The organism is Tepidiforma thermophila, assembly GCF_002563855.1.
Lineage (GTDB): Bacteria > Chloroflexota > Dehalococcoidia > Tepidiformales > Tepidiformaceae > Tepidiforma > Tepidiforma thermophila.
On sequence record NZ_PDJQ01000001.1, the window covers coordinates 311076 to 332621 of the forward strand.

Consider the following 21546-nt stretch of genomic DNA (forward strand, 5'->3'; position numbering starts at 1 on the left):
GCCACCCCCACGGGCCGGGGCGGAAGGCGGTATAGTTCGGGCCACACGAAGGTTCGGAGGCCCCTGCACCATGCGGTTCCGGTATGACCCTGAGATTGAGGCGTTCCGCGAGGAGGTTCGCCAGTTCATCCGTGAGCACCTGCCGCCGGAGGAGGAGCGGCTCCGCCGCGGCTTCGAGGGCGGGTTCCGTTCGCCCGAGGAGGAGAAGGCGTACGTCATGGGCTTCCAGCGGAAGCTCGCCGAGCGGGGCTGGCTGGCGATGGCCTGGCCGAAGGAGTACGGCGGGGGCGGCGCTTCGCACATGAAGCAGCTCGTCTACAACGAGGAGATGGCCTACGCGCAGGCCCCGGTCGGCAATATGGGCATCGCCTGGGTGGGCCCGAGCCTGATGCTCTACGGGACGGAGGAGCAGAAGCGCACGTTCATCCCCCGGATCGCGCAGGCGCAGGACTGGTGGTGCACGCTCTACAGCGAGCCGGGCGCCGGTTCGGACCTGGCGGCGCTGCAGACGCGGGCGGTGCGCGACGGCGACGATTATGTCATTAACGGCCAGAAGATCTGGACCTCGGGCGGGCACCTGGCGGACTGGGGGTGGCTGGCGGCGCGGACGGACCCGGATGCGCCGAAGCACAAGGGGATCACGATGTTCATGGTGAACATGAAGAGCCCGGGGATTACGGTGCGTCCGCTGATCAATATGGCGAACCGGCACGGCTTCAACGAGGTGTTCTTCGAGGATGTGCGGGTGCCGGCGACGCAGGTGGTGGGGGAGGTGAACCGGGGCTGGTATCACATGGCGGTGGCGCTGGATTTCGAACGCTCCGGCATCCAGGCGTTCGCGGGCGGCCGGCGCTCGGTGGAGCGGCTGGTGGCGCTGGCGAAGGAGCGACCGGAGCTGGTCCGGCGGCGGCCGAGCATCCGGCACGAGCTGGCGGACCGCGCGGTGGAGGTGAACGTGGGGACGTTCCTGGCGTACCGGGTAGCGACGATGCAGGCGCGCGGGCTGGTGCCGAATACGGAGGCCTCGGCTTCGAAGCTGTTCGGGAGCGAAATGAGCCAGCGGATTGCGCTGACGGGGATGCACCTGCTGGGAATGGCGGGTCAGCTGCGTGACGGGAGCCCGTACATGGTGATTGACCAGGCGACGGGCTATCTGCAGGCGGTGAGCGCGACGATTGCGGCGGGGACGAGCGAGATCCAGCGCGGGATTATCGCGACCCGCGGGCTCGGGCTGCCGCGCGGGTAGGGGCATGCGGTATCGGCTGCTGGCGATCGACCTCGACGGCACGCTGCTGAACGGGGCGGGCGGGCTGTCACCTCGGACGACGGAGGCGCTGCGCCGGGCTGCGGCGGCGGGGCTGGTGGTGGCGCCGGCGACGGCGCGCTGGTACCAGGCGGCGGTTCGGCCGTTTGCGGCGGCCGGGCTGGAGGCCGCCGCGATCGCCTCGGCGGGGGCCGATGTGCGGGCGCCGGGCGGGCAGACGGTCGCGCAGGCGCCGCTGCCGGAGGAGTTCGCGCGGTTCATTGCGGCGCTGTGCGACCGGGCGGGATGGCCGGCGACGGTGGCGCTGCCGGAGTTCGCCTACCGGCGGGCGAACGAGCTGCCGCCGTGGGCGGCGAACGCGCCGGAGTGGCTGCGGCCGGTGACGTCGCTGCGGGATGCGGACCTGCGGGGGGCGCTGGCGGTGCTGGCCGAGCCTGGGGCCGAGGACCCGCACCTTGCGGAGCTGCGCAGCTGGCGCGACCGGGTGGAGCTGTTCGATGCGCTGGCGTTTACGGGCGAGGGGATGGTGAGCGTCACGGCGAAGGGCATCGACAAGGGGGCCGGGCTGCGGGCGCTCTGCGCGGCGCTGGGGATCGACCCGGCGGAGGCGGTCGCCATCGGGGATTCGGAGGTGGATGTGCCGATGTTCGAGGCGGCGGGGCTGGCGGTTGCGGTGGCGACGGGCACGCCGGCGGCGAGGGCGGCGGCGCAGGAGGTGATCCCCGGGCCGGAGGAGGAGGGGGTGGCGCAGTTCATCGAGGAGCTGCTGCGGCGCGAGTGAGGCGGGTGGGGCTCGGCTGCCGGTGAGCGGGACCGCCTGCCCGGGGGCAAGACCAGACGCAGGCATCGACGGCGCGCCGGGCAAGACCAGCGCCCGCCGCGAACTGCGTACGGCGGGCGCTGGAGGCGGCAGACCCGGCTCGGCGCGGTGACCGGCAGGCTATAGGGCGGGGTCAGGCAGCCTGGAGCTTCTTCAGGGCGTTGACGAGCGCCGTTGAGATCTTGCTGTAGGGCGTGCCCATGGCCATGGCGGCTTCGGCTTCGGCGCGCTTGCCGAGGAGGGCGAGGGTGAGGATTTTCGCAGCCTCCTGGTGGAACTCGGCGTGGAGCTTCCGAACCTCTTCGACGCCGGGGTGGCCGGGCATCTGGGCCTTCGCCTCGTTGTAAATCCACTTGCCGAGGTCGCAGGCGTTATCGGTCTTCACGACCTCGGGGCGGAAGTCGCTCTTGCCGGTGGCGGCGGCGTCGCGCAGGCGCTGCTTCCACTGGCCGTGGGCGGCGATGGCTTTGGTGATGACATCGGTGCTGACGGGCATTCGGTTCCTCCTTGGGGCTCCTGTGCGGGGAATTCCTCCGATCGTTTCGGCCAGAACGGTCGGGGACTTGAGACCCGGTTCGGAAGCGCGACGGGGGCTATGCTGGAGGATCACTGACGCATGGAGGATTTGGAATGCCGCTGATACTGCATGACCTTGCGCCGCTGCACTGGGCGGTTGCCGGCGCCGGGATTGCGCTGGTGACGCTGGCCCTGCTGGCGGTGGCGAGCCACCGGCTCGGGGTTTCGACGGGGTTCGAGAACGTGTGCGGGCTGGTGGTGAAGGCGCCGTATTTCGGGCGGGAGGCCATTCGGGGTTCGAACGGGTGGCGGCTGCCGCTGCTGGGCGGGCTGGTGCTTGGCGGGTTTGTTTCGGCAGTGCTCGGCGGGGGCTGGGAACCGACGTGGGCGCTGGGGATGTTCGATACGGAGATCGGCTGGGGGCCGGCCGGCAAGGTGGCCTGGATGTTCGTCGGCGGGGTGCTGATCGGCTTCGGCACGCGGCTGGCCGGGGGCTGCACGAGCGGACACGGGATTTTCGGGCTTTCGAACCTGGAGCTGCCGAGCCTCGTGTCGACCGTGAGCTTCATGGCTGCCGGGGCCGTCACGACGAATTTCATCTACCGCGTGCTGGTGTAACGGGGGACGGCGATGGCAGTGTTCTACCTGGTCCTGGGGACGGCGTTCGGCTTCATCCTGAGCCGCTCGGGGGCGGCGGATTACAACTACATCCAGGGGATGTTCCTGTTCGAGGAGTTCCAGCTCTACGGGATCATCGGGACGGCGGTGGTGCTCACGGCGCCGGGGATCTGGCTGCTGAAGCGGTACGGGAAGACGGTGACGGGGCGGCCGCTGGTCATCGAACGGAAGGCAGGGCACCGCGGGAACGTGCACGGGGGCATCCTGTTCGGCGTGGGGTGGTCGATCACGGGGATGTGCCCGGGCCCGGTGCTGGTGAACGTGGGCGAGGGGAAGGTGTATGCGCTGGCGGCGCTGGCGGGGGTGCTGGTGGGCGCGGCCGTTTTCGGCTGCTCGTACCGGGTGCTGGCGCGGCCGTTCCGTCTGCCGCCGCTGGCGGTGGGGACCGGGGAAGGCTAAGGCGGCCGGGGAGGGAACTGTTCAGTCCCGTGATCGGATGAAAGGTTGTTGCCACCCCGGCGGGCGAGGTGAAAGGTTGGGGCTGGAACCTTTCAGGGTGTGGTAGGCTCGCGCCGTGAAGGCAGAGGACTTTGCGGCGGAGCAGCGGCACTGCCTGGTCGCCATCAGCGGGGGCGTGGCGTTTGTGCCGCCGCCAGCGCCGCGCGACCTGGATGTGCCACGGGAGCTGGCGCGGCTCGAGGCAGAGGCGCTCCGGCAGATCGGCCGGCTTGAGGAAGTGGCGGCAGCGTTCACGGTCGAGCAGGCGCTGTTTCCGCTGCGGCTGCGCGAGGCACAGCTGAGCAATGAGATCGAGGGGACGCACACGCAGGTCGAGGAGCTGCTGACGGCGGTCGCCGCACCGCGCGCTGTGTCATCAGCCGCCGTCCAGGAGGTGCTGGCGACTGCCGGGGCCCTGGAGACCGGCACGACATGGGTGCTCGAAGGCCGGGGATTGAGCCATTCGCTGGTGCTCGAACTCCACCGACAGATCCTCGGGGGAGGCCGCGGGAGCCAGCTCTCCGCGGGGGCGTACCGGACCCGGCAGGTGGTCATCGGCCAGCGCGGCGACACACCGGCGACAGCACGGTTTGTTCCCCCGCCGCCGGAGCTGGTGCGCCCGCTGATGGACGACCTGCTGGAGTTTGCTGCGGAGGAGCGGGTCGGGCCGGTGCTCGATGCGGGTATTCTGCATTACCAGTTTGAGGCGATTCACCCGTTCGAAGACGGCAACGGCCGGCTCGGGAGGGCGCTGGTGCCGCTGCTCTGGCTGGCGCGGGACTTCCTGGAGCGCCCGCTGGTGTACGTCGGTGGCTATCTCGCTGAACGGCGGAGCGAGTACATGGAGCGTCTGCTCAGGGCCAGCACCGACGGGGACTGGACGGGCTGGCTCGCGTTCTTCACGCGCGGCGTCATCGCCGAGGCGGAGCGGACACAGGCCCGGCTGAAGGCTGCCCGGGAACTCCTCGAACGGTACCGGCAGGCGCTGGTCGCGACGACAAAGTCGCCGACCGCGCGCGATGCGCTGCCGCTGCTGCTGGAGCGGCAGGTGGTCGGCGCGGCGGACGTACAGCGGTACACGGGGGCGTCGCGGCCCGCGGCCCGCCAGGCGATCGAAGCGCTGGTGCAGGTTGGCGCTCTCCGGCCGCTGGGGCGGGTCGCGGGGGCAGCGATGTACCTCGCGGAGGAGTTCGAAAGGGCGATTTTCGGGAGCCCGCCCGGCGCGCAGGGCTGAGGAGCGCGGAACTGTCCAGGGGGGTGATCGAATGAAAGGTTGTTGCCACCCCGGCGGGTGAGGTGAAAGGTTGGGCCCGGAACCTTTCAGGGTGTGGTCCGCCGGCCAGCGGCTCAGACGGCGAACTGGCGGGCGAGCCACTCCTCCATGTCGCGACGGGCGAGGCGGGCAAGACGGGTGCCGGGGGTGAGGCCGTCGAAGCCGTGCGGGGCGCCGGCGTAGAGGCGGAGGTCGGCGGGGACCCCGGCGTGGGTGAGCCGCATGGCGTAGTCAACGTCTTCGTCGAGGAAGCCGTCGAGGCTGCCGACCATGACGTACGCCGGGGGAAGGCCGCGGAGGTCGCCGGCGCGGGCGGCTGCCGCGTACGGCGGGACATCGCCGCCGAAGCGCGGACCGAGGTAGGCGCGCCAGCCGGCTTCGTTCGACCGGGGGGTCCAGACGGGGACCTCCCAGCGGCTGGAGGGGGTGGTCATGCGGTCATCGAGCATGGGGTAGATGAGGAGCTGGAAGGCGATGGGGAATTCGCCGCGGTCGCGGACGAGGAGGGCGAGGGCGGAGGCGAGCCCGCCGCCGGCGGAGGCGCCGCCGATGCCGAGCCAGGCGCGGTCGATGCCGAGGTCGGCGGCATGTTCGTACACCCACCGGAGCCCGGCGTAGCAATCTTCGAGCGGCCCGGGGTAGGGCGTTTCGGGTGCGAGGCGGTATTCGACGGAGATGCCGACGCAGGAGAGGGCCGGGCACCAGCGGTCGAAGCGGAGGTCATCCATGGCGCGGGATCCGAAGACGTAGCCGCCGCCGTGCATGTGGTAGAGGGCAGGCAGAGGGCCGGCGGCGCCCTTCGGGCGGTGGATGCGGATGACGACGTCGGGAGCGCCGGCCGGGCCGGGCACGGTGAGGTCGCGCCGCTCGACGGCGTCGGAGAGCTGGACCTGGGCAAGCATGGCTTCGCGCTGGGCGCGGAGGGCGGGGAGCTCTTCGAAGGAGAAGCCGTCGAAGGAGGGCATCCCGGCGAGGGCTTCGGCGATTTCGGGATCGAGGAGGGCGCGGGCGTCCATGGGCGGGCTCCGGGGCGGGCTGGCCGGGATGGTAGCGCGCCGGCAGCGAACCGCAAGGGCAGGGTAGGATGGACGGCACCGCCTCGGGGAGGTTCGCGATGCAGATTGGACTGATGGTCGAAGGACAAAACGGGCTGACGTGGGAGCGCTGGCTGCACATCCTGCGGCTGGCCGAGCGGCTGGGGTTCCCGACGCTGTTCCGGTCGGACCATTACTTCATCGGGCCGCAGCAGGATTCGCTGGAGGCGTACCTCTCGTTCGCGGTGGCGGCGCGGGAAACCTCGCGCATCCGGTTCGGGCCGCTGGTTTCGCCGGTGACGTTTAGGACGCCGGTGGATGTGGCGCGGATGGCGGCCCAGATCGACCTGCTGGCCGGCGGACGGTTCGTGATGGGGCTGGGCGCGGGGTGGAACGAGGCGGAGCACCGGGCGTACGGCATCCCGTTCCCGCCGATCGGGGAGCGGTTCGCGCGGCTGGAGGAGGCGATCCGGCTGATGAAGACGCTCTGGAGCGAGGGGCCGGCGGATTTCGACGGGCGGTTCTACCGGCTGGAGAGCGCAAACCTGCTGCCGAAGCCGGCGGCGGGCCGGCCGCCCATCCTCATCGGCGGGAGCGGCGAGAAGAAGACGCTCCGGCTGGTCGCGACCTATGCGGACGAGTGGAACGCGGTGAACCTTTCGCCGGAGGCGTACGCCGCGAAGGTCGCGGTGCTGGAGCGCCATTGCGAGGCGGTTGGCCGGGACCCTGCCACCATCCGGCGGTCGCTGATGGCGTTCGCGGTCATCGGGCCGGACGAGCGCACGCTGGACCGCGCGACGGAGCGAATGATGCGGATGTGGGGCGCCCCGGCAGGAACGACGCCAGCGCAGTACCGGGAGGGACTGCGTGCGCGGGGGATGATTGTCGGCGGCAGGGAGGAAATTCTCGACGCGCTTGGCCGGTACGCGGAGCACGGGTTGCAGGAGGTACAGTTCCAGCACTTCGTGTTCGAGGACGACACGGTGCCGGAGTTCCTCGCGGCGGAGGTTGTGCCGGCCGCGGCGGCGCTGTAACCGGAGCGTCACGGACGGTCACCGTGCGGCTGCGGAGGGGCCGCTTTGCGCGGCGTTGGCAGCCGGTTTACGGGCCGTTTGCAGTTCGGCGGGGCTGTTCCGGGGGCTCTACCGGCGTGTTACCGAACCGGTTTTGGGGGGCCTGTTGGGGCCGGGGCGGGGTGCCGTCTTTGCGAATACGATGCGCCGCCTGCAGCCGGTCCCGCGGTCTGATGAGCTGCCCGCCGAGGGCGAGCGGGTGACGCTGGTTGCGGGCGAGCGGCGGCGGGTGCTGTACGTCGAGGGCGACGCCTCGCTCGAGGTGATCATGGCAGCACTCGAGGCCTGGGGGCTGCGGGTGCGGGCAGAGCGGGAGCGGCAACAGGCAGCCCCGGGCGGCGCGGGCGAGCCGGCCCCGGGGACGGACCAGGCGGAGGGAGTGCCGGCGTGGGTGACGCAGCGGCCGGCGCTGCCGAGGGTGAACCGGCTGGAGAACGTGCTGTCGCCGCTCTGGTTCCCGGCGCGGCGGCCGGTGAGCGGGACGGAGCCGGTGACGGCGTTCAGCTGGTTTGGGCGGGCGGCGTAGCGGGGAGCGGGGAGCGGGGAGCTGGGAGCTTGAAGCTTGGAGCTTGAAGCTTGGAGGTAGGAGCGGGGAGCTGGTTCGATGGGCGCACCTGTCCAGTCAAGCTCCAACCTCCAAGCTCCAAGCTGGGGCGGGGTGGCCGGCGGGGCGGGGAGCGGGATTGGTGAATGGCGGTTAACTATTGAGCGGAGCGGGCGTTTGGATAAGTGATAAGTATCGACGATGAAGGCGGCGGCGCCTGCGGCGCTGCTGCGTGGTCGCTCCGGCGCTCACCCGGGAGGCAGCGTGACCGAGGAGGCTTTAGATCTGCGCGCGGGCAGGGACCTCATCCTGCGTCACCTGCGCGCGCGCTGGCCGATGCTGGCCGTGGCCTTCGTCGCAGGCCTGAGCTGGGGCCTGCTGCGGCTGGTGGAGCCGTACCTGGTGGGGCTGGCGATCGACCACGCCATCGTGGAGCGGGACCTCGGGAAGCTGACGCAGTACGTGGCCATCTTCATCGCGGTGGCGGCAGTGCTGGCGGTCTGCGCGGGCACGCGGCGGTACTGGGCGATGCGGACCAGCTACCGGATCGAGACCGACCTCCGGCTCGAGCTGTACGACCGGGTGAACCGGCTCTCATTCGATTACCACGACCGGACGGCGACCGGGCAGCTGATGTCGCGGGGGAGCGCGGACCTGCGGGAGATCCAGGCGTTCCTGGTGAACATCCCGATCAACTCGGCCTACCTGCTGATGGCGGTCGGGGCGTTTGTCCTGCTTGTGCTGACGAGCGTCACGCTGGCGGTCCTGGCGATGGCAGTGTTCCCGGTGGTGACGTGGCTGAGCGTCCGGTTCTTCAACCGGCTGGAGCCGGGGACGAAGCGGGTGCAGCAGGACCTCGCGGACGTGGCGAGCGTGACGGAGGAGACGATCGCAGGGGCGCGGCTGGTCCGGGCGTTCGGGCGCGAGGAGCACGAAATCGGGCGGATGCGAGCGGCAGCGGAGCGGGTCCGGAAGGACGCGATGGAGGTGGTGCGGCTGCGGACGGTGTACGGGCCGCTCTTCTTCCTGCTGCCGGGGCTCGGGCAGCTGGTGGTGCTGGCGTACGGCGGCTGGCTGGTGCTCGACGGGCAGATGACGCTGGGCGCGCTGGTGGCGGCGCTGCAGTACCTGGGCATGCTGGCGTGGCCGGTGCAGAGCCTCGGCGAGATGATCGCGTCGGGGCAGCGGGCGGTCGTCTCGGCGGCGCGGGTGTGGAACGTGCTGAAGGAGGAGCCCACCGTGAAGGAGCGGCCGCATGCACGGCCCCTGCCGCCCGGCAACGGGCAGATTGTGTTCGACCGGGTGACCTTCGGGTACCGGGCCGGGCTGCCGGTGCTGCGGGAGTTTTCGCTGGAGGTGCCGGCCGGGCGATCGGTGGCGCTGGTGGGCGCGACGGGGAGCGGGAAATCGACGGTGGCGCGGCTGCTGCCGCGGTTCTACGACGTGGACGAGGGGCGGATCCTGCTCGATGGGGCAGACATCCGGACGCTGCGGCTGCGGGAGCTGCGGCGGAGTATCGGCATCGTCTTCGAAGACACGTTCCTGTTCAGCGATACGGTGCGGAACAACATCGCCTACGGGCGGCTGGATGCGACGGATGAGCAGATCGTGCGGGCGGCGAAGCTGGCGCACGCGCACGAGTTCATCGAGCAGCTCGAGCACGGCTACGACACGGTGGTCGGCGAGCAGGGGTTCTCGCTCTCGGGCGGGCAGCGGCAGCGAATTGCGATTGCCCGGGCGATCCTGATGGAGCCGCGAGTGCTGATCCTCGACGACGCGACCTCGAGCGTGGACGCGCGGATGGAGGAGGAGATCCGGACGGCGCTGCGGGAGGTGATGGCCGGGCGGACGACGCTGATCATCTCGCACCGGCTTTCGACGATTGCGCTGGCGGACCAGGTGGTGCTGGTGGACGAGGGGCGGGTGGCGGCGACCGGCACGCACGAGGAGCTGCTGCGGAGCTGCCCGCGCTACCGGGAGGTGCTGGGGCAGGTGGAGGCGATGGCATCGTGAGCGAGGAGGTCCGGGCGATGCCGAGGGTGAACGGCCTGGCGGCGGCGCTGCGGATGCTGGCGCCGCGCTGGCCGATGCTGCTCCTCGCGACCGCGGCGATTGTGGTCTTCACGGCGGCGAGCCTGGCGCGCCCGCTGGCGATCCAGCATGCGCTCGACGAGGGTGTGGCGAAGGGCGACCGGGCCGAGCTGGTCCAGGCCTGCCTGGCGTTTGGGGCGCTGCTGCTGCTGGTGTACGTGTTCCAGGGACTGAGCACCTGGATTGTCAACCGGGTGGGGCAGGACTTCCTCTACGACCTGCGGATGCGGCTGTTCGAGCACTACCAGCGGATGTCGCTGGCGTTCTTCGGGCGGGAGAATGCGGGACGGCTGGTCGCGCGGATGACGAGCGACGTGACGACCGTGAACGACGTTTTGAACAACGGCTTCCTGGTCGTGGTGCAATCGCTGCTGACGCTGGCGGGGGCGACGGTGATCCTGCTGACGTTGAGCGTGCGGCTGTCGCTGGCGGTGGCGCTGATTCTGCCGCCGCTAATCGTGGCGACGGCGATCTTCCGGGTGTATTCGAACCGGGCGTACAACCGGGTGCGGGAGCGGATTGCGGATGTGATGGTGCACATGCAGGAGACGTTTTCGGGGCTGCGGGTGGTGCAGGCGTTCGCCCGGGAGCAGAAGAACCGGGAGCGGTTCGGGGAGATCAACGAGCGGAACTTCGAGGCGAACGTCTCTACCGTGAAGCTCTCGTCCCTGTACTTCCCGTTCGTGGAGTGGCTGCGGGGCGCGGCGATTGGGCTGATCCTGTACTTCGGCGGGCGGCAGGTGGCGGGCGACGCGGTGACGGTGGGCACGGTGGCGGCGTTCGTGTTCTACCTCGAATTCATCTTCCAGCCGATTCAGAACCTCTCGCAGGTGTTCGACATGGTGCAGAGTGCGAACGCGGCGCTGGGGAAGATCTTCGGGGTGCTGGCGGTGGAGCCGGACGTGCCGGAGCCGGAGCGACCGGCGAGGGTGCAGCCGCCGCTGGAGGGCCGGATCGCGCTGGAGGGCGTGACCTTCGGGTACGACCCGGACCGGCCGGTGCTGCGGGAAATCGATCTGGTCATCGAGCCGGGGCAGCATGTAATGCTGGTGGGGCCCACGGGCGCAGGGAAATCGACGCTGGCGAAGCTGATCACGCGGATGTACGACCCGACGGCGGGGACGGTGCGGATTGGGGGATACGACCTGCGGACGCTCCGGCTGGCCGACCTGCGGCGGACGGTGACGATGGTGCCGCAGGAGGGCTTCCTGTTCACGGGGACGATCCGGGAGAACATCCTGTTCGGGAAGCCGGGCGCAAGCGACGCGGAGGTGCGGGCTGCCTGCGAGCGGCTCGGAATCGACGGGTTCATCCGCTCGCTGCCGAACGGGTACGAGACGCTGGTCAGCTTCCGCGGGTCGCGGCTGAGCGCAGGAGAGAAGCAGCTCGTCTCGATTGCGCGGGCGTTCCTCGCGGACCCGCCGGTGCTGGTGCTCGACGAGGCGACGTCGAGCCTCGACCCGCACACCGAGGAGCAGGTAGAGCAGGCGCTGCGGACGCTGCTGGAGGGGCGGACCAGCGTGGTGATCGCGCATCGGCTGAGCACGGCCGAGCACGCCGACCGGGTGCTGGTGGTGGATGGGGGCCGGATTGTGGAGGACGGGCGGCACGATGAGCTGGTGCGGCGGGGCGGCTACTTCGCGGCGCTTTACCGGCAGTGGGTGGCCGGGCGGGCGGCCAAGACGGCCTGACGCGGCGAGGCGGGCAGCCGGGCTAGCGGTCGGGGTCGGTGTCGCCGGCCTGGAGGGCGTCGCGGGCGCCAAGGTCGCGGCCCATGAGGCGGAGTTCGCGGGAGAAGCGGGTGGTCTTCTCGGCGATGCCGGCCATGTACGTGCGGGAGGGCGTGACCTTCACCCAGAGGCGGCGCCGGGGGACGTAGAAGGTGATGCCGAGGCCGACCATCGCCATGGCGACGGCGACCCAGATGAAGGTATCGCCGGGGTCGCGGCGGACGCTGACGCCGGAGGCTTCGACGCGGCCCTGGAAGAGGTAGGTGTAGCCGGCGGCGGTGGTGACGGCCTGGCCCTGCAGGAGGATGACGTTCCGGTCGTCGATGCCGGAGACCATGAGGTAGGGTCTGCCGTCGCCGCCGAGGGGCATCTGGACGACGGCGCCGGCGTCGCTCGTGGCGCCGGGCATGTCGAGGACGGTGGTTGCGGGAATCGCAGCGGCGCCTTCGAAGCGGATGCGGAACTCGCCGGCCTGGCCCTCCTCGCCGGGGCGGAGGACGACGGGGTCGAAGTCGGGGCTGGTAACGGTGAGCACCATGCGGCCATCGCGGAATTGCCAGGCGACGGCATAGCTAACGAGGTTTTCGGCGGCGGGCGCCGACGGGAAGACGAGGAGCGCGAGGGCGGTATCGTCGCGGCGGTCTGCGGGGTCGAGGCCGGGGTCGGTGGCCATCTGGGGGAGCTGCTGGGCAATGAGCACCTGCCCCGCGGCGTTCGTGACACGGAGGACGGGGATGACGGCGGTGCGCCCTTCGAAATCGAGGATGTCGTCGTAGAGGACCTGGCCGCTGGGGGCGGTGATCCGGATGCGGGCGATGTCGTCGAACCAGGCGGCCTGGTGGACCTTGTAGCCGAAGGCACTGCAGGGGTCGTTGACGGTGGTTTTGCAGCGGACGGTTTCGTCGCCGCGGCGGACTTCGATGATGGAGTGGTAGTCGATGATGTTGCCGTCGGCGTCGAGGCCGCGGTTGGCGTCGATCATTTTGATGAAGAGCTGGTTCGGGCCGGCCTGGGCGAAGACGGGCGCGGCGGGGGTGGTTTCGGCGATGACCATGGTGCGGTCGAAGCCGGCGAAGACGGTGAGCATGCCGCCGAGGAGGAGCATGAGCAGGGCGAGGTGGGAGAGGAAGGTGCCGTACTGGCTCCAGGGGTAGCGGTCGGCGAAGAGGTAGACGGCGCCGGGCTCTTCGCGGACGCGCTGGACGGTGTAGCGGCGCTGGCGGAGAAGGCGTTCGACGGCGTCGGCGCCGCCGGGGTGGGAGAAATCGGCGCGGTGGTGGGCACGCTCGAAGTAGGCGTCGGGGACGCGTTTCGGCGGATTGCGGACGGCGCGGATGGTGGGACGGAGGCGGGAGACGGTGCAGACGGTGACGGCGACGATGATGAGGAACCAGAGGCCGTTGAACCAGGCGGTGTGGAAGACTTCGAAGAAGCCGAGGCGGTCGAAGAGGCCGGTGAGCGGGCCGTACTGGCTGCGCTGAAGTTCGAGCCAGGCGGAGCGGGCTGCGGGGTTGCCGCGCATCGGCCCGGGCATCTGGGGAAGGATGGTGCCGATCAGTCCGGCGACGCCGGCGAGGCCGACGAGGAGGAGGGCGAACTTGACGTTGGTGAGGAGCTGCCAGGCCCAGCGGAGGGGGTCGAGGCCCGAGGGCTGGAGGGTGGAAGCGGAGGTGGCGCGGGGTGCGGCGCTCACGGCAGGCGCTCCTCGAGTTCGCGCAGCTGCTCGAAGGTGATGCGGCCGATGTAGACGCGCTGGATGACGCCGTCGGGGCCGATGAGGTAGGTGCGGGGGAGGCCGCCGACGCCGGTGGCATAGGCCTGGGAGACGGCGCCGGAGGTGTCGAGAAGGATGGGGTAGGTGACGCCGAACTGGGCGGTGAACTGGCGGGCGGTGGCGGCGTCCTCCTGCTGGTTGACGCCGATGACGACGATGTTGCGGTCGAGGTTGCGGGAGAAGAAGTCCTGGAGGTCAGGAGTTTCGGCGCGGCAGGGGCCGCACCAGGATGCCCAGAAGTTGAGGAGGACGTAGCGGCCGCGGAACTCGTCGAGGGCGCGGGGCGGGCCATCGAGGGCGGCGAGGCGGAAGTTGGGGGCGGCGCGGCCTTCGCGGGCGGCGGGGGCTGGCCGGTGGGGTTGCGGTGATCGGGGAGGGGGATGATGCCGAGACCGCCGGAGCTGTGGGCGGTGCCTGCGGAGGGGTCATCGCGGAATTCCAACCACCAGAGCCCGAGGCCGACGACCGCGATGACGAGCGCGGCGAGGCCGAGGGTGGAGGCGGGGCCGGAGTATTCGCGGCGGCGCTGGGGGCGTTCGTCGGGGAGGGGTTCGGACATGGCGGTGCAGGTTGAGGGTAGCACCGCGGAGGGTTGTGGGGGGTAAGGGGCGAGCTAGCGGTCGGCCTCAGTCCAGATGAGCAGGTTCATGGACTCCATGCCCGCGGGTGCACTGAGGAACAGAAGTTCGAACGTCCCCTGCTGGCCGGACGCCAGGGTGCTCGGGGTCGCGAAGTCGAAGTCGACACGTACCACGAGTCCGGCCGAGTTGACGTAGGCGCCGTAGACCTCGACAAACCTGTACGTGGTGGGGGAGTCATTGCGAACCGTGCCGACAACGTGGAGGACCCCGATGCTGTCCCGGTAGACGTTGGTGACGGTGGCGTTGAGGCCGGTGATGGGTAGCCGGGAAGAGATGTCGTAATCGGAGATGAGGGCCTCGACGCTGACGATGCCGGGCGGGGGGTTCAGGAGCAGGACCGAGAACGGGGAGCTCCCGCCAGCCGGGATGATGGTGATGTTAGCGAAGCTCCAGTCGGTGGCCAGGAGCTGGCCGGAGGCGCCGTAGAAGCGGGCCGAGACTTCGACGAACTCGACCGGCGTTGAGAGCCCGTTGATGACCAGGCCAACGACCCAGATGTTCCCCAGCGAGTCGACGTACCAGTTGACGCCCTGGAGGCGCACCCCTGAAGGCTGGGGCGTCGGAGTGGGCGTCGGCGGCCGCGAGGTGGGCGTGGCGGCCGGTGCGGTGGGCGTCGGCGTGGACGGGCGGGGTGTCGCCGTCGCGGTCGGCGGGAGCGGCGTCGGGGTGGGAGGCGGCGGTGCGGCGCCTTCGTCGCGGGCCACCATAGGGACAATTGCGCGGGGCGCGAAGGCCTGGCTTTCGGCCCCGGGGCTATCGAGGGCGACCACCGCAATAAGGGCGGCGACGGCCAGGAGGGCGGCGAGAAGGGGCGCGGGTCGAGGCACGGTCCGCTCCTGCAGGCAAAGATGCCGCGGCATCATCGCAGATGAACGCGACACCTCCTGACGCCTTTTGCTTCCACAACACATTTGCTTGCGCGGGGGGCGGCCTGCGGGCAGAATGCGAACATCTGTGCGAGGAGTGCGCGCCATGGCGAAGCCGCCGCCCAGCTACCCCGTCCCGGCCGTGCGGCCAATCCCGCCTGCGGTGGTCGCTGAGCGGCTGGTGGGCGACCTCGTGCAGAAGGGGTCAGAGACGTGGGTTCGCCGGCTGGCGGAGGAGCCGGCCCAGTTCGCCGACTGGCCGGAGGGGCTCGATGCGCGGCTGCTGGAGGCGCTGGCGCGGCGGGGCATCGCCCGGCCGTACACCCACCAGGCGCGGGCCATCGCGGCAGCGCTCGATGGGCAGAACACGGTGGTGGTCACCCCCACGGCGAGCGGGAAGACCCTCTGCTACAACGTGCCGGTCCTCGACCGGGTGCTGAAGGACCGGTCGGCGCGGGCGCTCTACCTGTTCCCGACGAAGGCGCTGGCGCAGGACCAGCTGGACGAGCTGCACGGGCTGGTCGGCGCGGCTGGGGCAGCGATCGGGACGTTCACGTACGACGGCGACACGCCGGCCGACGCGCGGCGGGCGGTGCGGCAGGCGGGGCACATCGTGCTGACGAACCCGGACATGCTGCACACGGCGATCCTGCCGCACCACACGAAGTGGGTGCAGCTGTTCGAAAGCCTCGAATTCGTGGTGATCGACGAGCTGCACACCTACCGCGGGGTCTTCGGGAGCCATGTGGCGAACGTCATCCGGCGGCTGCGGCGCATCTGCCAGTTTTACGGGAGCGACCCGACGTTCATCCTCTGCTCGGCGACGATTGCGAACCCGGGCGAGCTGGCGGCGCGGCTGATCGGCGACGCGGTGGAGGTTATCGACGAGAACGGCGCGCCGCGGGGCGAGCGGATCGTGGTGGTGCACAACCCGCCGGTGGTGAACCGGGAGCTGGGCATTCGGCAGTCGTCGCTGAAGGCGGCGCGGGATATCGCGGCGCAGCTGATCCGCTCGGGGGTGCAGACGATCGTGTTCGCGCCGAGCCGGGTGCGGGTGGAGCTGCTGCTGACCTACCTCCGGGAGGCGCTGCGCGAGAAGCCGGGCGACCCCGAGCGGGTGGCGGGCTACCGCGGCGGCTACCTGCCGAACGAACGCCGCGCCATCGAGCGGGGGCTGCGGGAGGGGACCGTGCGCGGGGTGGTGGCAACGAATGCGCTCGAACTGGGCATCGATATCGGCGGGATGGGTGCGAGCGTGGTGACCGGCTACCCGGGGTCGCTGGCGAGCCTGTGGCAGCAGTTCGGACGGGCCGGGCGCGCGCGGGAGAGTTCGCTGGCGGTGCTGGTCGCCTCGTCGAACCCGCTGGACCAGTACGTAGCGAACCACCCGGAGTTCCTGTTCGAGCGCGGGGTGGAAGGGGCAGCGATCGACCCGGACAACCCGTACATCCTCGCGAGCCACCTGAAGTGCGCGGCCTTCGAGCTGCCGTTCGCGAACGGGGAGCAGTTCGGGGCGCACGGCGAGGTGATGCTCGACATCCTCGTGGAGGAGGGGGTGCTGCAGCAGGCGAACGGGCGGTACTACTGGATGTCGGAGGCGTACCCGGCGGAGGAAGTTTCGCTGCGGACGGCGAGCACGGACAACTTCGTCATCATCGAACAGGGGCCGAAGCCGCGGGTCATCGGCGAGTGCGACCGGCCGAGCGCGCCGCTGCTCATCCACGAGGATGCGATCTACATCCACCGGGGCCAGCAGTACCAGGTGGAGCACCTGGACTGGGACGACAAGAAGGCGTATGTGCGGCCGGTGGCGGTGGACTACTACACCGACGCGCAGCTGGCGGTGGAGCTGAAAGTGATTGCGCGGGAGCGGGAGGCTGCCGCCGCCGCGGGGGCCTGGGAGCTCGGCGAGGTGGCGGTGACCTTCCTTGCGACGATTTTCAAGAAGGTGAAGCTGCACACCCACGAGAACGTGGGCTGGGGGCAGATCGCCATCCCGGAAGAGAACATGCACACGGCGGCGGCGTGGCTGACGTTCGACGAGCGGGCGACGGCTGGCCTGGGGCGGGACGAGCTGGCGCTCGGGCTGGAGGGGATTGCGCATGTGCTGCGGAACCTGGCACCAGTGTTCTGCCTGTGCGATGCCCGTGACCTTGGGGCAGACGCGCAGGTGCGGTCGCCCTCGACCGGGAAGCCGACGGTGTACCTGTACGACATGGTGCCGGGCGGCATCGGGCTGGCGGAGCGGGTGTTCGAGGCGCGCGACCGGATCGCCGCGGCGTGCCTGGAGGCGGTCCGGGGGTGCGGGTGCGAGAACGGCTGCCCCTCGTGCGTGGGGCCGCAGGCGGAACGGAACAGCCCGGCGAAGCGCTCGGCAGCGGTGCTGCTGGAGCGGGTCGCCGGGCCGCGGGGATAGGGCCGCCGGGGGTCAGGCGGTGACGATGTCCTTCTCCATGGGGCCGAGAAGGCCGAGGAGTTCGTTCTTCTCCCGCTCGGGGACTTTGAACTGGTCGAGAGCCTTGACGAGGTCTTCGACGAGTGCGTCGAAGTCTGCTTTCGTAATCATCAGGCCGGCATGAGCGGTCTTCATATCCCGGCCGGTGTACTTCTCGGGACCGCCGGTTGCTTCGCCGATCTGGTTGACGAGGTGCATTTTGAGGGTGGGGATATCGGTACTGGCGAAGAACCGGTTGATGCGGGTATCGGCGGCGACATTGGCGATGAAGGCATCCACGACGGCAGTGATGGCCGGCTTTCCACCAAGGCGGTCGTAGAGCTTCGCCTGCCCCGGCGCCGTCGGGACGGGCGTTGGCATGGATTTTTTGTCGTCGTCGCTGCAGCCGACGACGAGGAAGGCGCCGCCGAAGACGGCGACGGCCCCCGCGGTGCGGAGGAAGGCGCGGCGGTTTTGGGCGCCGCGGGCGATGATGGAACGGGATTCGGACACCTGGTGCGACTCCTTGCTGCGAAAGCTGACCGGTACTACGCAGGTGAGGCGCGGGGTGATGAACCGGGCGGCGCGGGCCTTTACCGGGCGTTTCCGCCGGGCGGCGGGACGAAGGGGCCGAGCGCCGCTTCGAGCCGCTCGTACTCGCCCGGGAGGAAATTGCGCGGCCCGCAGCCGGGGCGCCAGGCGGGGAAGGCGTCCCAGTCGACCTGCGGGGGTTCGGCGCCGGTGATTGCCTGGAGGCGCTCGAAGAGCGCCTCCCAGTCGGCCCGGGCGAAGCCGACGAACCGGAGCAGCTCCTCGCCGCCGGGGTCGGCGAGGATGACGGTGGGCACGGCGTCGATGCCGTAGCGCCAGGCGGTTTCGAGGGCGGCGTCATCGAGCATAGGGCAGCCGAAGCCGGCGGCTTCGAGGGCGGCGCGGTCGGCAGGCGGGTCCTGGGTGACGAGCCAGGCATCGATGACGGAGCCGTACGCGCCGCAGACGGCGGCGAGGACGGGGAGGGAGAGCTGGCAGGTGGGGCACTCGTGCCACCAGAAGACCAGGAGGGCGTGCCGGCCGGACGGGAAGGCGCGCGGCTGCCCGGCCTGGTCCGGGAGGGTGAAGGGCGGGAGCGGCATGGCGGCCTCCTTGCGGGCTAGTGGCGGAAGTGGCGGACGCCGGTGAAGACCATCGCGACGCCGTACTGGTTGCAGCAATCGATGCCGTCCTGGTCGCGCAGGGCGCCGCCGGGGTGGGCAATGGCAGCGATGCCGGCCTGGCAGGCTTTCTCGATGCTGTCGTTCCAGGCGAAGGGGAAGAAGGCGTCGCTGGCGAGGACGGCCCCACGCACCTCGTCGCCGGCCTTTTCGAGGGCGATTTCGACGCTCTTGACGCGGTTCGGCTGGCCGCTGCCCATGCCGAGGAGGCGGCCGTCTTTGGCGACGACGATGGCGTTGCTCTTCACGTGCTTGACGACGCGCCAGGCGAAGCGGAGGTCGTCGAGCTGCTGCGGGGTGGGCTGCTGCTTTGTGACGACGCGGAAGTCGACCTCGTCGGCCGGTAGGTCGTCGGGGTCCTGGACGAGCCAGCCGCCGCCGACCTGGCGGAGGGCGAGTCCGCCGCGGGCGCGGGGCTGCGCTTCGAGGATGCGGAGGTCCTTCGACTTGCCCTTGAGGGTGGCGAGGCCCTCCGGGGTGTAGCCGGGGGCGATGACGATTTCGTAGAACATGCGGGTCTCGCCGTCGTTGGGGCTGCGGAACTCCCGGATTTCGCGGGCGAGGGCTTCATCGACGACGCGGTTGAAGGCGACGATCCCGCCGAAGGCGCTGGTGGCGTCGGCGCGGACGGCGAGGCGATAGGCTTCGCGGAGGTCATCACGGGTGGCGACGCCGCAGGGGTTCGTGTGCTTGACGATGACGCAGGTGGGGCCGGGGAACTCGTTGACGCAGTTCCAGGCGGCATCGGCATCGAGGTAGTTGTTGTAGGACATCTCCTTGCCGTGGTGCTGGACGGCGGTGGCGATGCCCCCGCGGCCGTGTTCGGCGAGGGAGCGGTCGAGGTAGAAGGCGGCGCGCTGGTGGGGGTTCTCGCCGTAGCGGAGGGACTGCACGCGTTCGAGGGGGACGGTGAGGCGCGGCGGGAACTCGCCGGGGTGCTGCTGGGCCCAGAGCCACTCCGCGACGGCGCTGTCGTAAGCGGCGACATGGGCGAAGGCCTTCCAGGCGAGTTCGCGGCGGAGGGCGGCATCGACGGTGCCGGCGCGGAGCGCTTCGAGGACGCGGCCGTAATCGGCGGGGTCGACGACCGGGAGCACGGCCTCGTGGTTTTTGGCGGCGGCGCGGAGGAGGGTCGGCCCGCCGATGTCGATGTTTTCGATGGCCTCGGCGAAGGCGACGCCGCCCGGGCGGGTGACGGTGGCGTGGAAGGGGTAGAGGTTGCAGGCGACGAGGTCGATGGGGCCGATCCCGTGGGCTTCGAGGGCGGCCATGTGGGCGGGCAGGTCCCGGCGGGCGAGGATGCCGGCGTGGACAGCGGGGTGGAGGGTTTTCACGCGGCCATCGAGCATCTCGGGGAAGCCGGTGAGCTCTTCGACCTTGCGGACGGGGAGGCCGGCGGCCTGGAGAGCGGCAAAGGTGCCGCCGGTGGAGACGAGCTCCCAGCCGAGGTCGGCGAGGCCGCGGGCGAAGGTTTCGATGCCTGTTTTGTCGTAGACGCCGAGGAGTGCGCGCATGGGGATGCTCCCGGGAGAGGTGATGTGGCGCCGGGTGCAGCGGCCCGGGCCGGCCCAGGCGAGCGGCCATGCGCGAGGCCGGGCTCCCCCGCGGTGCTCCGCGTGACGCCAGTCGCCCGGCAGGGTTGAGTGTAGCAGCGGGCGGGGGTTCGCCGCAGGGAGCCGCGGGGGTAGGCTTGGGGCATGCTGCACAGGGTGCTGGTCGCCGCGGAACGGGCCGCCCGGAAGGGGATGTGGGAGGGGGAGCGGCTGCGCTGGCGGCTGTTCCACCCGGTCACGGTGGGCGCGCGGGTGATTCTCATGCGGGAGGGGCAGGTGCTCCTGGTGCGGCACGGCTACCGGCCGGGGTGGTTCCTGCCGGGCGGGGGCGTGGATAAGGGAGAGACGCTGGAGGAGGCGGCCCGCCGGGAGGCGAAGGAGGAGGCGGGCGCGACGCTGGACGAGGTGCGGCTGCTGGGGGTGTACGCGGACTTCCCGGGCGGGAAGGACGACTACATCGCCGTGTTCGGGAGCGAGCGGTTCGCGTGGGAGCCGCCGCGGCCGGGCGGCGAGATCGTGGAGGTGCGGTGGTTCGAGGCGGAGGCGCTGCCGGCCGACATCGACCCCGGGTGTGCGCGGCGGGTCGCGGAGTGGCGTGGCGGGGGCGGGCCGTTCGCGGGGCGGTGGTGAGGGTCAGGCGGGGACGAATTCGGCGAACTCGGCGACGGGGCGGCGCCGGCGGGGGCCTGGCGGCTCGACGGGCCGGCCGAGGCGGAGGCAGACCTGGGTCATGCGGCCGGGGGTGAAGGCGCCGGCGAGGCGCTCGCGGAGGTCGGGGAGCTGGAGCGGGCCCTGGAGATAGCCGGCGTGGATGTCGTGGAGGGCAGCGCGGAGGAGCACCCGCTCAAGGGCCTGGCCGGCGCGGAGCCAGTCCAGCGGTTCGTCGCCGGGGGTGCCGAGGAGGACGACAGCGGGCGCGTGGAGGACGAAGACTTCGTCGCGGCCGGCGGAGGTGCCGCCGAAATCGAAATGGCCGACGAGGAAGCGCAGGGCGCGGCCGCCGAGGCGGGAGGCGGGGAGGCCGTCGGCGGTGCGGCCGGGGTGGATCCAGCGGGCCTGTTCGCGGCGCCAGGCGGGGTCGTGGTGAAGGCGGCGGTCGGCTTCGGCGACGAGGTCGGCGAGAGCCTCGCGGGCGGCGCGGCCGTCGACGGGCAGGAGCTCAGCGCCTTCGGCGGCGGCCTCGGCGGCGAGGGCCTCGAGCAGGCCGGCGGGCAGCGGTTCGTGCTCGAGTGCGCGGCGGGTGCTGCGGCGGCGTTCGATGGCTGGTGCGAGGGCGGCGAGGGCGGCATCGGCCGGGCCCTCGGCGAGGCGCACCCTGGCGAGGAGGTCGGGGCTGGCCGGGTCTGGCAGGGGCTCGACGGTTTCGTCGCAGCCGGAGGCGGCCCCGGCGGCGCGCAGGTTGAGCAGGGCGCAGCCGCAGGCGATGGTGCGCTCGCGGCCGGCGGGGTCGGCGACGGGGAGGCCGCGGGCGGGGTCGGACCAGAGTTCGATGTGCGACGGGGTGACGCGGAACCGCCAGGGCTGGGTGTTGAGGGGTGACGGCGCGAGGGCAGCGAGCCGCAGCCAGGCATCGACCTGGACGAATGTCATGCCGGGGAGTGTACCG

The 21546-nt window shown here is 70.9% G+C and carries 19 protein-coding genes, 1 pseudogene and 1 riboswitch; of the genes and pseudogenes, 11 read left to right on the plus strand and 9 right to left on the minus strand.

The genetic code is table 11. The features are described from left to right. The first annotated feature begins 70 nt into the window (after positions 1 to 70). Positions 71 to 1246 (plus strand): acyl-CoA dehydrogenase family protein, encoded by a 1176-nt coding sequence (locus A9A59_RS01520; RefSeq protein ID WP_098502594.1) that lies wholly within the window; start codon positions 71 to 73, stop codon positions 1244 to 1246. A gap of 4 nt (positions 1247 to 1250) precedes the next feature. After that, on the plus strand, positions 1251 to 2045 hold the full coding sequence (locus tag A9A59_RS01525) for an HAD family hydrolase (RefSeq protein WP_098502595.1): 795 nt from the start codon (positions 1251 to 1253) through the stop codon (positions 2043 to 2045). A gap of 172 nt (positions 2046 to 2217) precedes the next feature. Here A9A59_RS01525 and A9A59_RS01530 read toward each other — a convergent pair whose 3' ends face one another. Beyond that, positions 2218 to 2580: a CZB domain-containing protein gene (locus A9A59_RS01530; protein ID WP_098502596.1), complete on the minus strand. Its 363-nt coding sequence runs from the start codon at positions 2578 to 2580 to the stop codon at positions 2218 to 2220. A 134-nt stretch (positions 2581 to 2714) separates the two neighbouring features. Here A9A59_RS01530 and A9A59_RS01535 point away from each other — a divergent pair, with 134 nt between their 5' ends. From A9A59_RS01535 to A9A59_RS01545, 3 genes are all read left to right on the plus strand, one after another. Then, positions 2715 to 3218, plus strand: coding sequence for a YeeE/YedE family protein (locus A9A59_RS01535; protein WP_098502597.1), 504 nt, complete (start codon positions 2715 to 2717; stop codon positions 3216 to 3218). A 12-nt stretch (positions 3219 to 3230) separates the two neighbouring features. Further along, positions 3231 to 3677: a DUF6691 family protein gene (locus A9A59_RS01540; RefSeq protein WP_098502598.1), complete on the plus strand. Its 447-nt coding sequence runs from the start codon at positions 3231 to 3233 to the stop codon at positions 3675 to 3677. A 115-nt stretch (positions 3678 to 3792) separates the two neighbouring features. Then, positions 3793 to 4950 carry a Fic family protein gene (locus tag A9A59_RS01545; protein ID WP_098502599.1) on the plus strand — a complete coding sequence of 386 codons (1158 nt, stop codon included), beginning with the start codon at positions 3793 to 3795 and terminating at the stop codon, positions 4948 to 4950. Positions 4951 to 5063: 113 nt separating this feature from the next. On the opposite strand, the gene A9A59_RS01550 is transcribed toward A9A59_RS01545, so the two are convergent. Next, positions 5064 to 6005: an alpha/beta hydrolase gene (locus tag A9A59_RS01550; RefSeq protein ID WP_098502600.1), complete on the minus strand. Its 942-nt coding sequence runs from the start codon at positions 6003 to 6005 to the stop codon at positions 5064 to 5066. Positions 6006 to 6103: 98 nt separating this feature from the next. On the opposite strand from A9A59_RS01550, the gene A9A59_RS01555 reads away from it, so the two are divergent. From A9A59_RS01555 to A9A59_RS01570, 4 genes are all read left to right on the plus strand, one after another. After that, positions 6104 to 7057 carry an LLM class F420-dependent oxidoreductase gene (locus A9A59_RS01555; RefSeq protein WP_165772426.1) on the plus strand — a complete coding sequence of 318 codons (954 nt, stop codon included), beginning with the start codon at positions 6104 to 6106 and terminating at the stop codon, positions 7055 to 7057. A gap of 181 nt (positions 7058 to 7238) precedes the next feature. Beyond that, entirely contained in the window at positions 7239 to 7622 is a 384-nt protein-coding gene (locus A9A59_RS01560) for a hypothetical protein (RefSeq protein WP_098502602.1), read from the plus strand. Positions 7623 to 7904: 282 nt separating this feature from the next. Next, positions 7905 to 9653, plus strand: a complete 1749-nt coding sequence (locus A9A59_RS01565) for an ABC transporter ATP-binding protein (RefSeq protein ID WP_165772427.1) — start codon at positions 7905 to 7907, stop codon at positions 9651 to 9653. Beyond that, positions 9650 to 11422: an ABC transporter ATP-binding protein gene (locus A9A59_RS01570; RefSeq protein ID WP_098502604.1), complete on the plus strand. Its 1773-nt coding sequence runs from the start codon at positions 9650 to 9652 to the stop codon at positions 11420 to 11422. The genes A9A59_RS01565 and A9A59_RS01570 overlap by 4 nt, the downstream gene beginning before the upstream one ends. Positions 11423 to 11444: 22 nt before the next feature. Here A9A59_RS01570 and A9A59_RS01575 read toward each other — a convergent pair whose 3' ends face one another. From A9A59_RS01575 to A9A59_RS01585, 3 genes and pseudogenes are all read right to left on the minus strand, one after another. Then, a complete protein-coding gene (locus A9A59_RS01575) occupies positions 11445 to 13154 on the minus strand; it encodes a cytochrome c biogenesis ResB family protein (RefSeq protein ID WP_098502605.1) in 1710 nt (569 codons plus the stop codon). Then, positions 13151 to 13507: pseudogene (locus A9A59_RS14410) on the minus strand (TlpA family protein disulfide reductase); the annotation flags it as partial. The pseudogene A9A59_RS14410 and the gene A9A59_RS01575, both read right to left, overlap by 4 nt. Before the next feature lie 341 nt (positions 13508 to 13848). After that, the gene (locus A9A59_RS01585) at positions 13849 to 14703 is read right to left on the minus strand and encodes a hypothetical protein (protein WP_098502606.1); all 855 of its coding nucleotides are present in this window, start codon (positions 14701 to 14703) and stop codon (positions 13849 to 13851) included. A gap of 145 nt (positions 14704 to 14848) precedes the next feature. Here A9A59_RS01585 and A9A59_RS01590 point away from each other — a divergent pair, with 145 nt between their 5' ends. Beyond that, positions 14849 to 17158 (plus strand): DEAD/DEAH box helicase, encoded by a 2310-nt coding sequence (locus A9A59_RS01590; RefSeq protein ID WP_098502607.1) that lies wholly within the window; start codon positions 14849 to 14851, stop codon positions 17156 to 17158. 12 nt (positions 17159 to 17170) lie between these two features. Here A9A59_RS01590 and A9A59_RS01595 read toward each other — a convergent pair whose 3' ends face one another. The 3 genes from A9A59_RS01595 to purH form a co-directional block, all read right to left on the minus strand. Continuing rightward, positions 17171 to 17689, minus strand: a complete 519-nt coding sequence (locus tag A9A59_RS01595; RefSeq protein WP_278286752.1) for a group I truncated hemoglobin — start codon at positions 17687 to 17689, stop codon at positions 17171 to 17173. A gap of 80 nt (positions 17690 to 17769) precedes the next feature. After that, complete coding sequence (locus A9A59_RS01600) at positions 17770 to 18309, minus strand: TlpA family protein disulfide reductase (RefSeq protein WP_098502608.1); 540 nt, start codon at positions 18307 to 18309, stop codon at positions 17770 to 17772. 17 nt (positions 18310 to 18326) lie between these two features. Next, a complete protein-coding gene (purH, locus tag A9A59_RS01605) occupies positions 18327 to 19901 on the minus strand; it encodes a bifunctional phosphoribosylaminoimidazolecarboxamide formyltransferase/IMP cyclohydrolase (protein ID WP_098502609.1) in 1575 nt (524 codons plus the stop codon). A gap of 45 nt (positions 19902 to 19946) precedes the next feature. After that, a riboswitch (ZMP/ZTP riboswitch) is annotated at positions 19947 to 20027 on the minus strand. 57 nt (positions 20028 to 20084) lie between these two features. On the opposite strand from purH, the gene A9A59_RS01610 reads away from it, so the two are divergent. Further along, a complete protein-coding gene (locus A9A59_RS01610) occupies positions 20085 to 20570 on the plus strand; it encodes an NUDIX domain-containing protein (protein ID WP_098502610.1) in 486 nt (161 codons plus the stop codon). Between the two features lie 3 nt (positions 20571 to 20573). Here the strand turns inward: A9A59_RS01610 and A9A59_RS01615 are convergent, their stop codons facing one another. Beyond that, entirely contained in the window at positions 20574 to 21530 is a 957-nt protein-coding gene (locus A9A59_RS01615) for an Acg family FMN-binding oxidoreductase (protein ID WP_098502611.1), read from the minus strand. Positions 21531 to 21546: the final 16 nt, after the last annotated feature.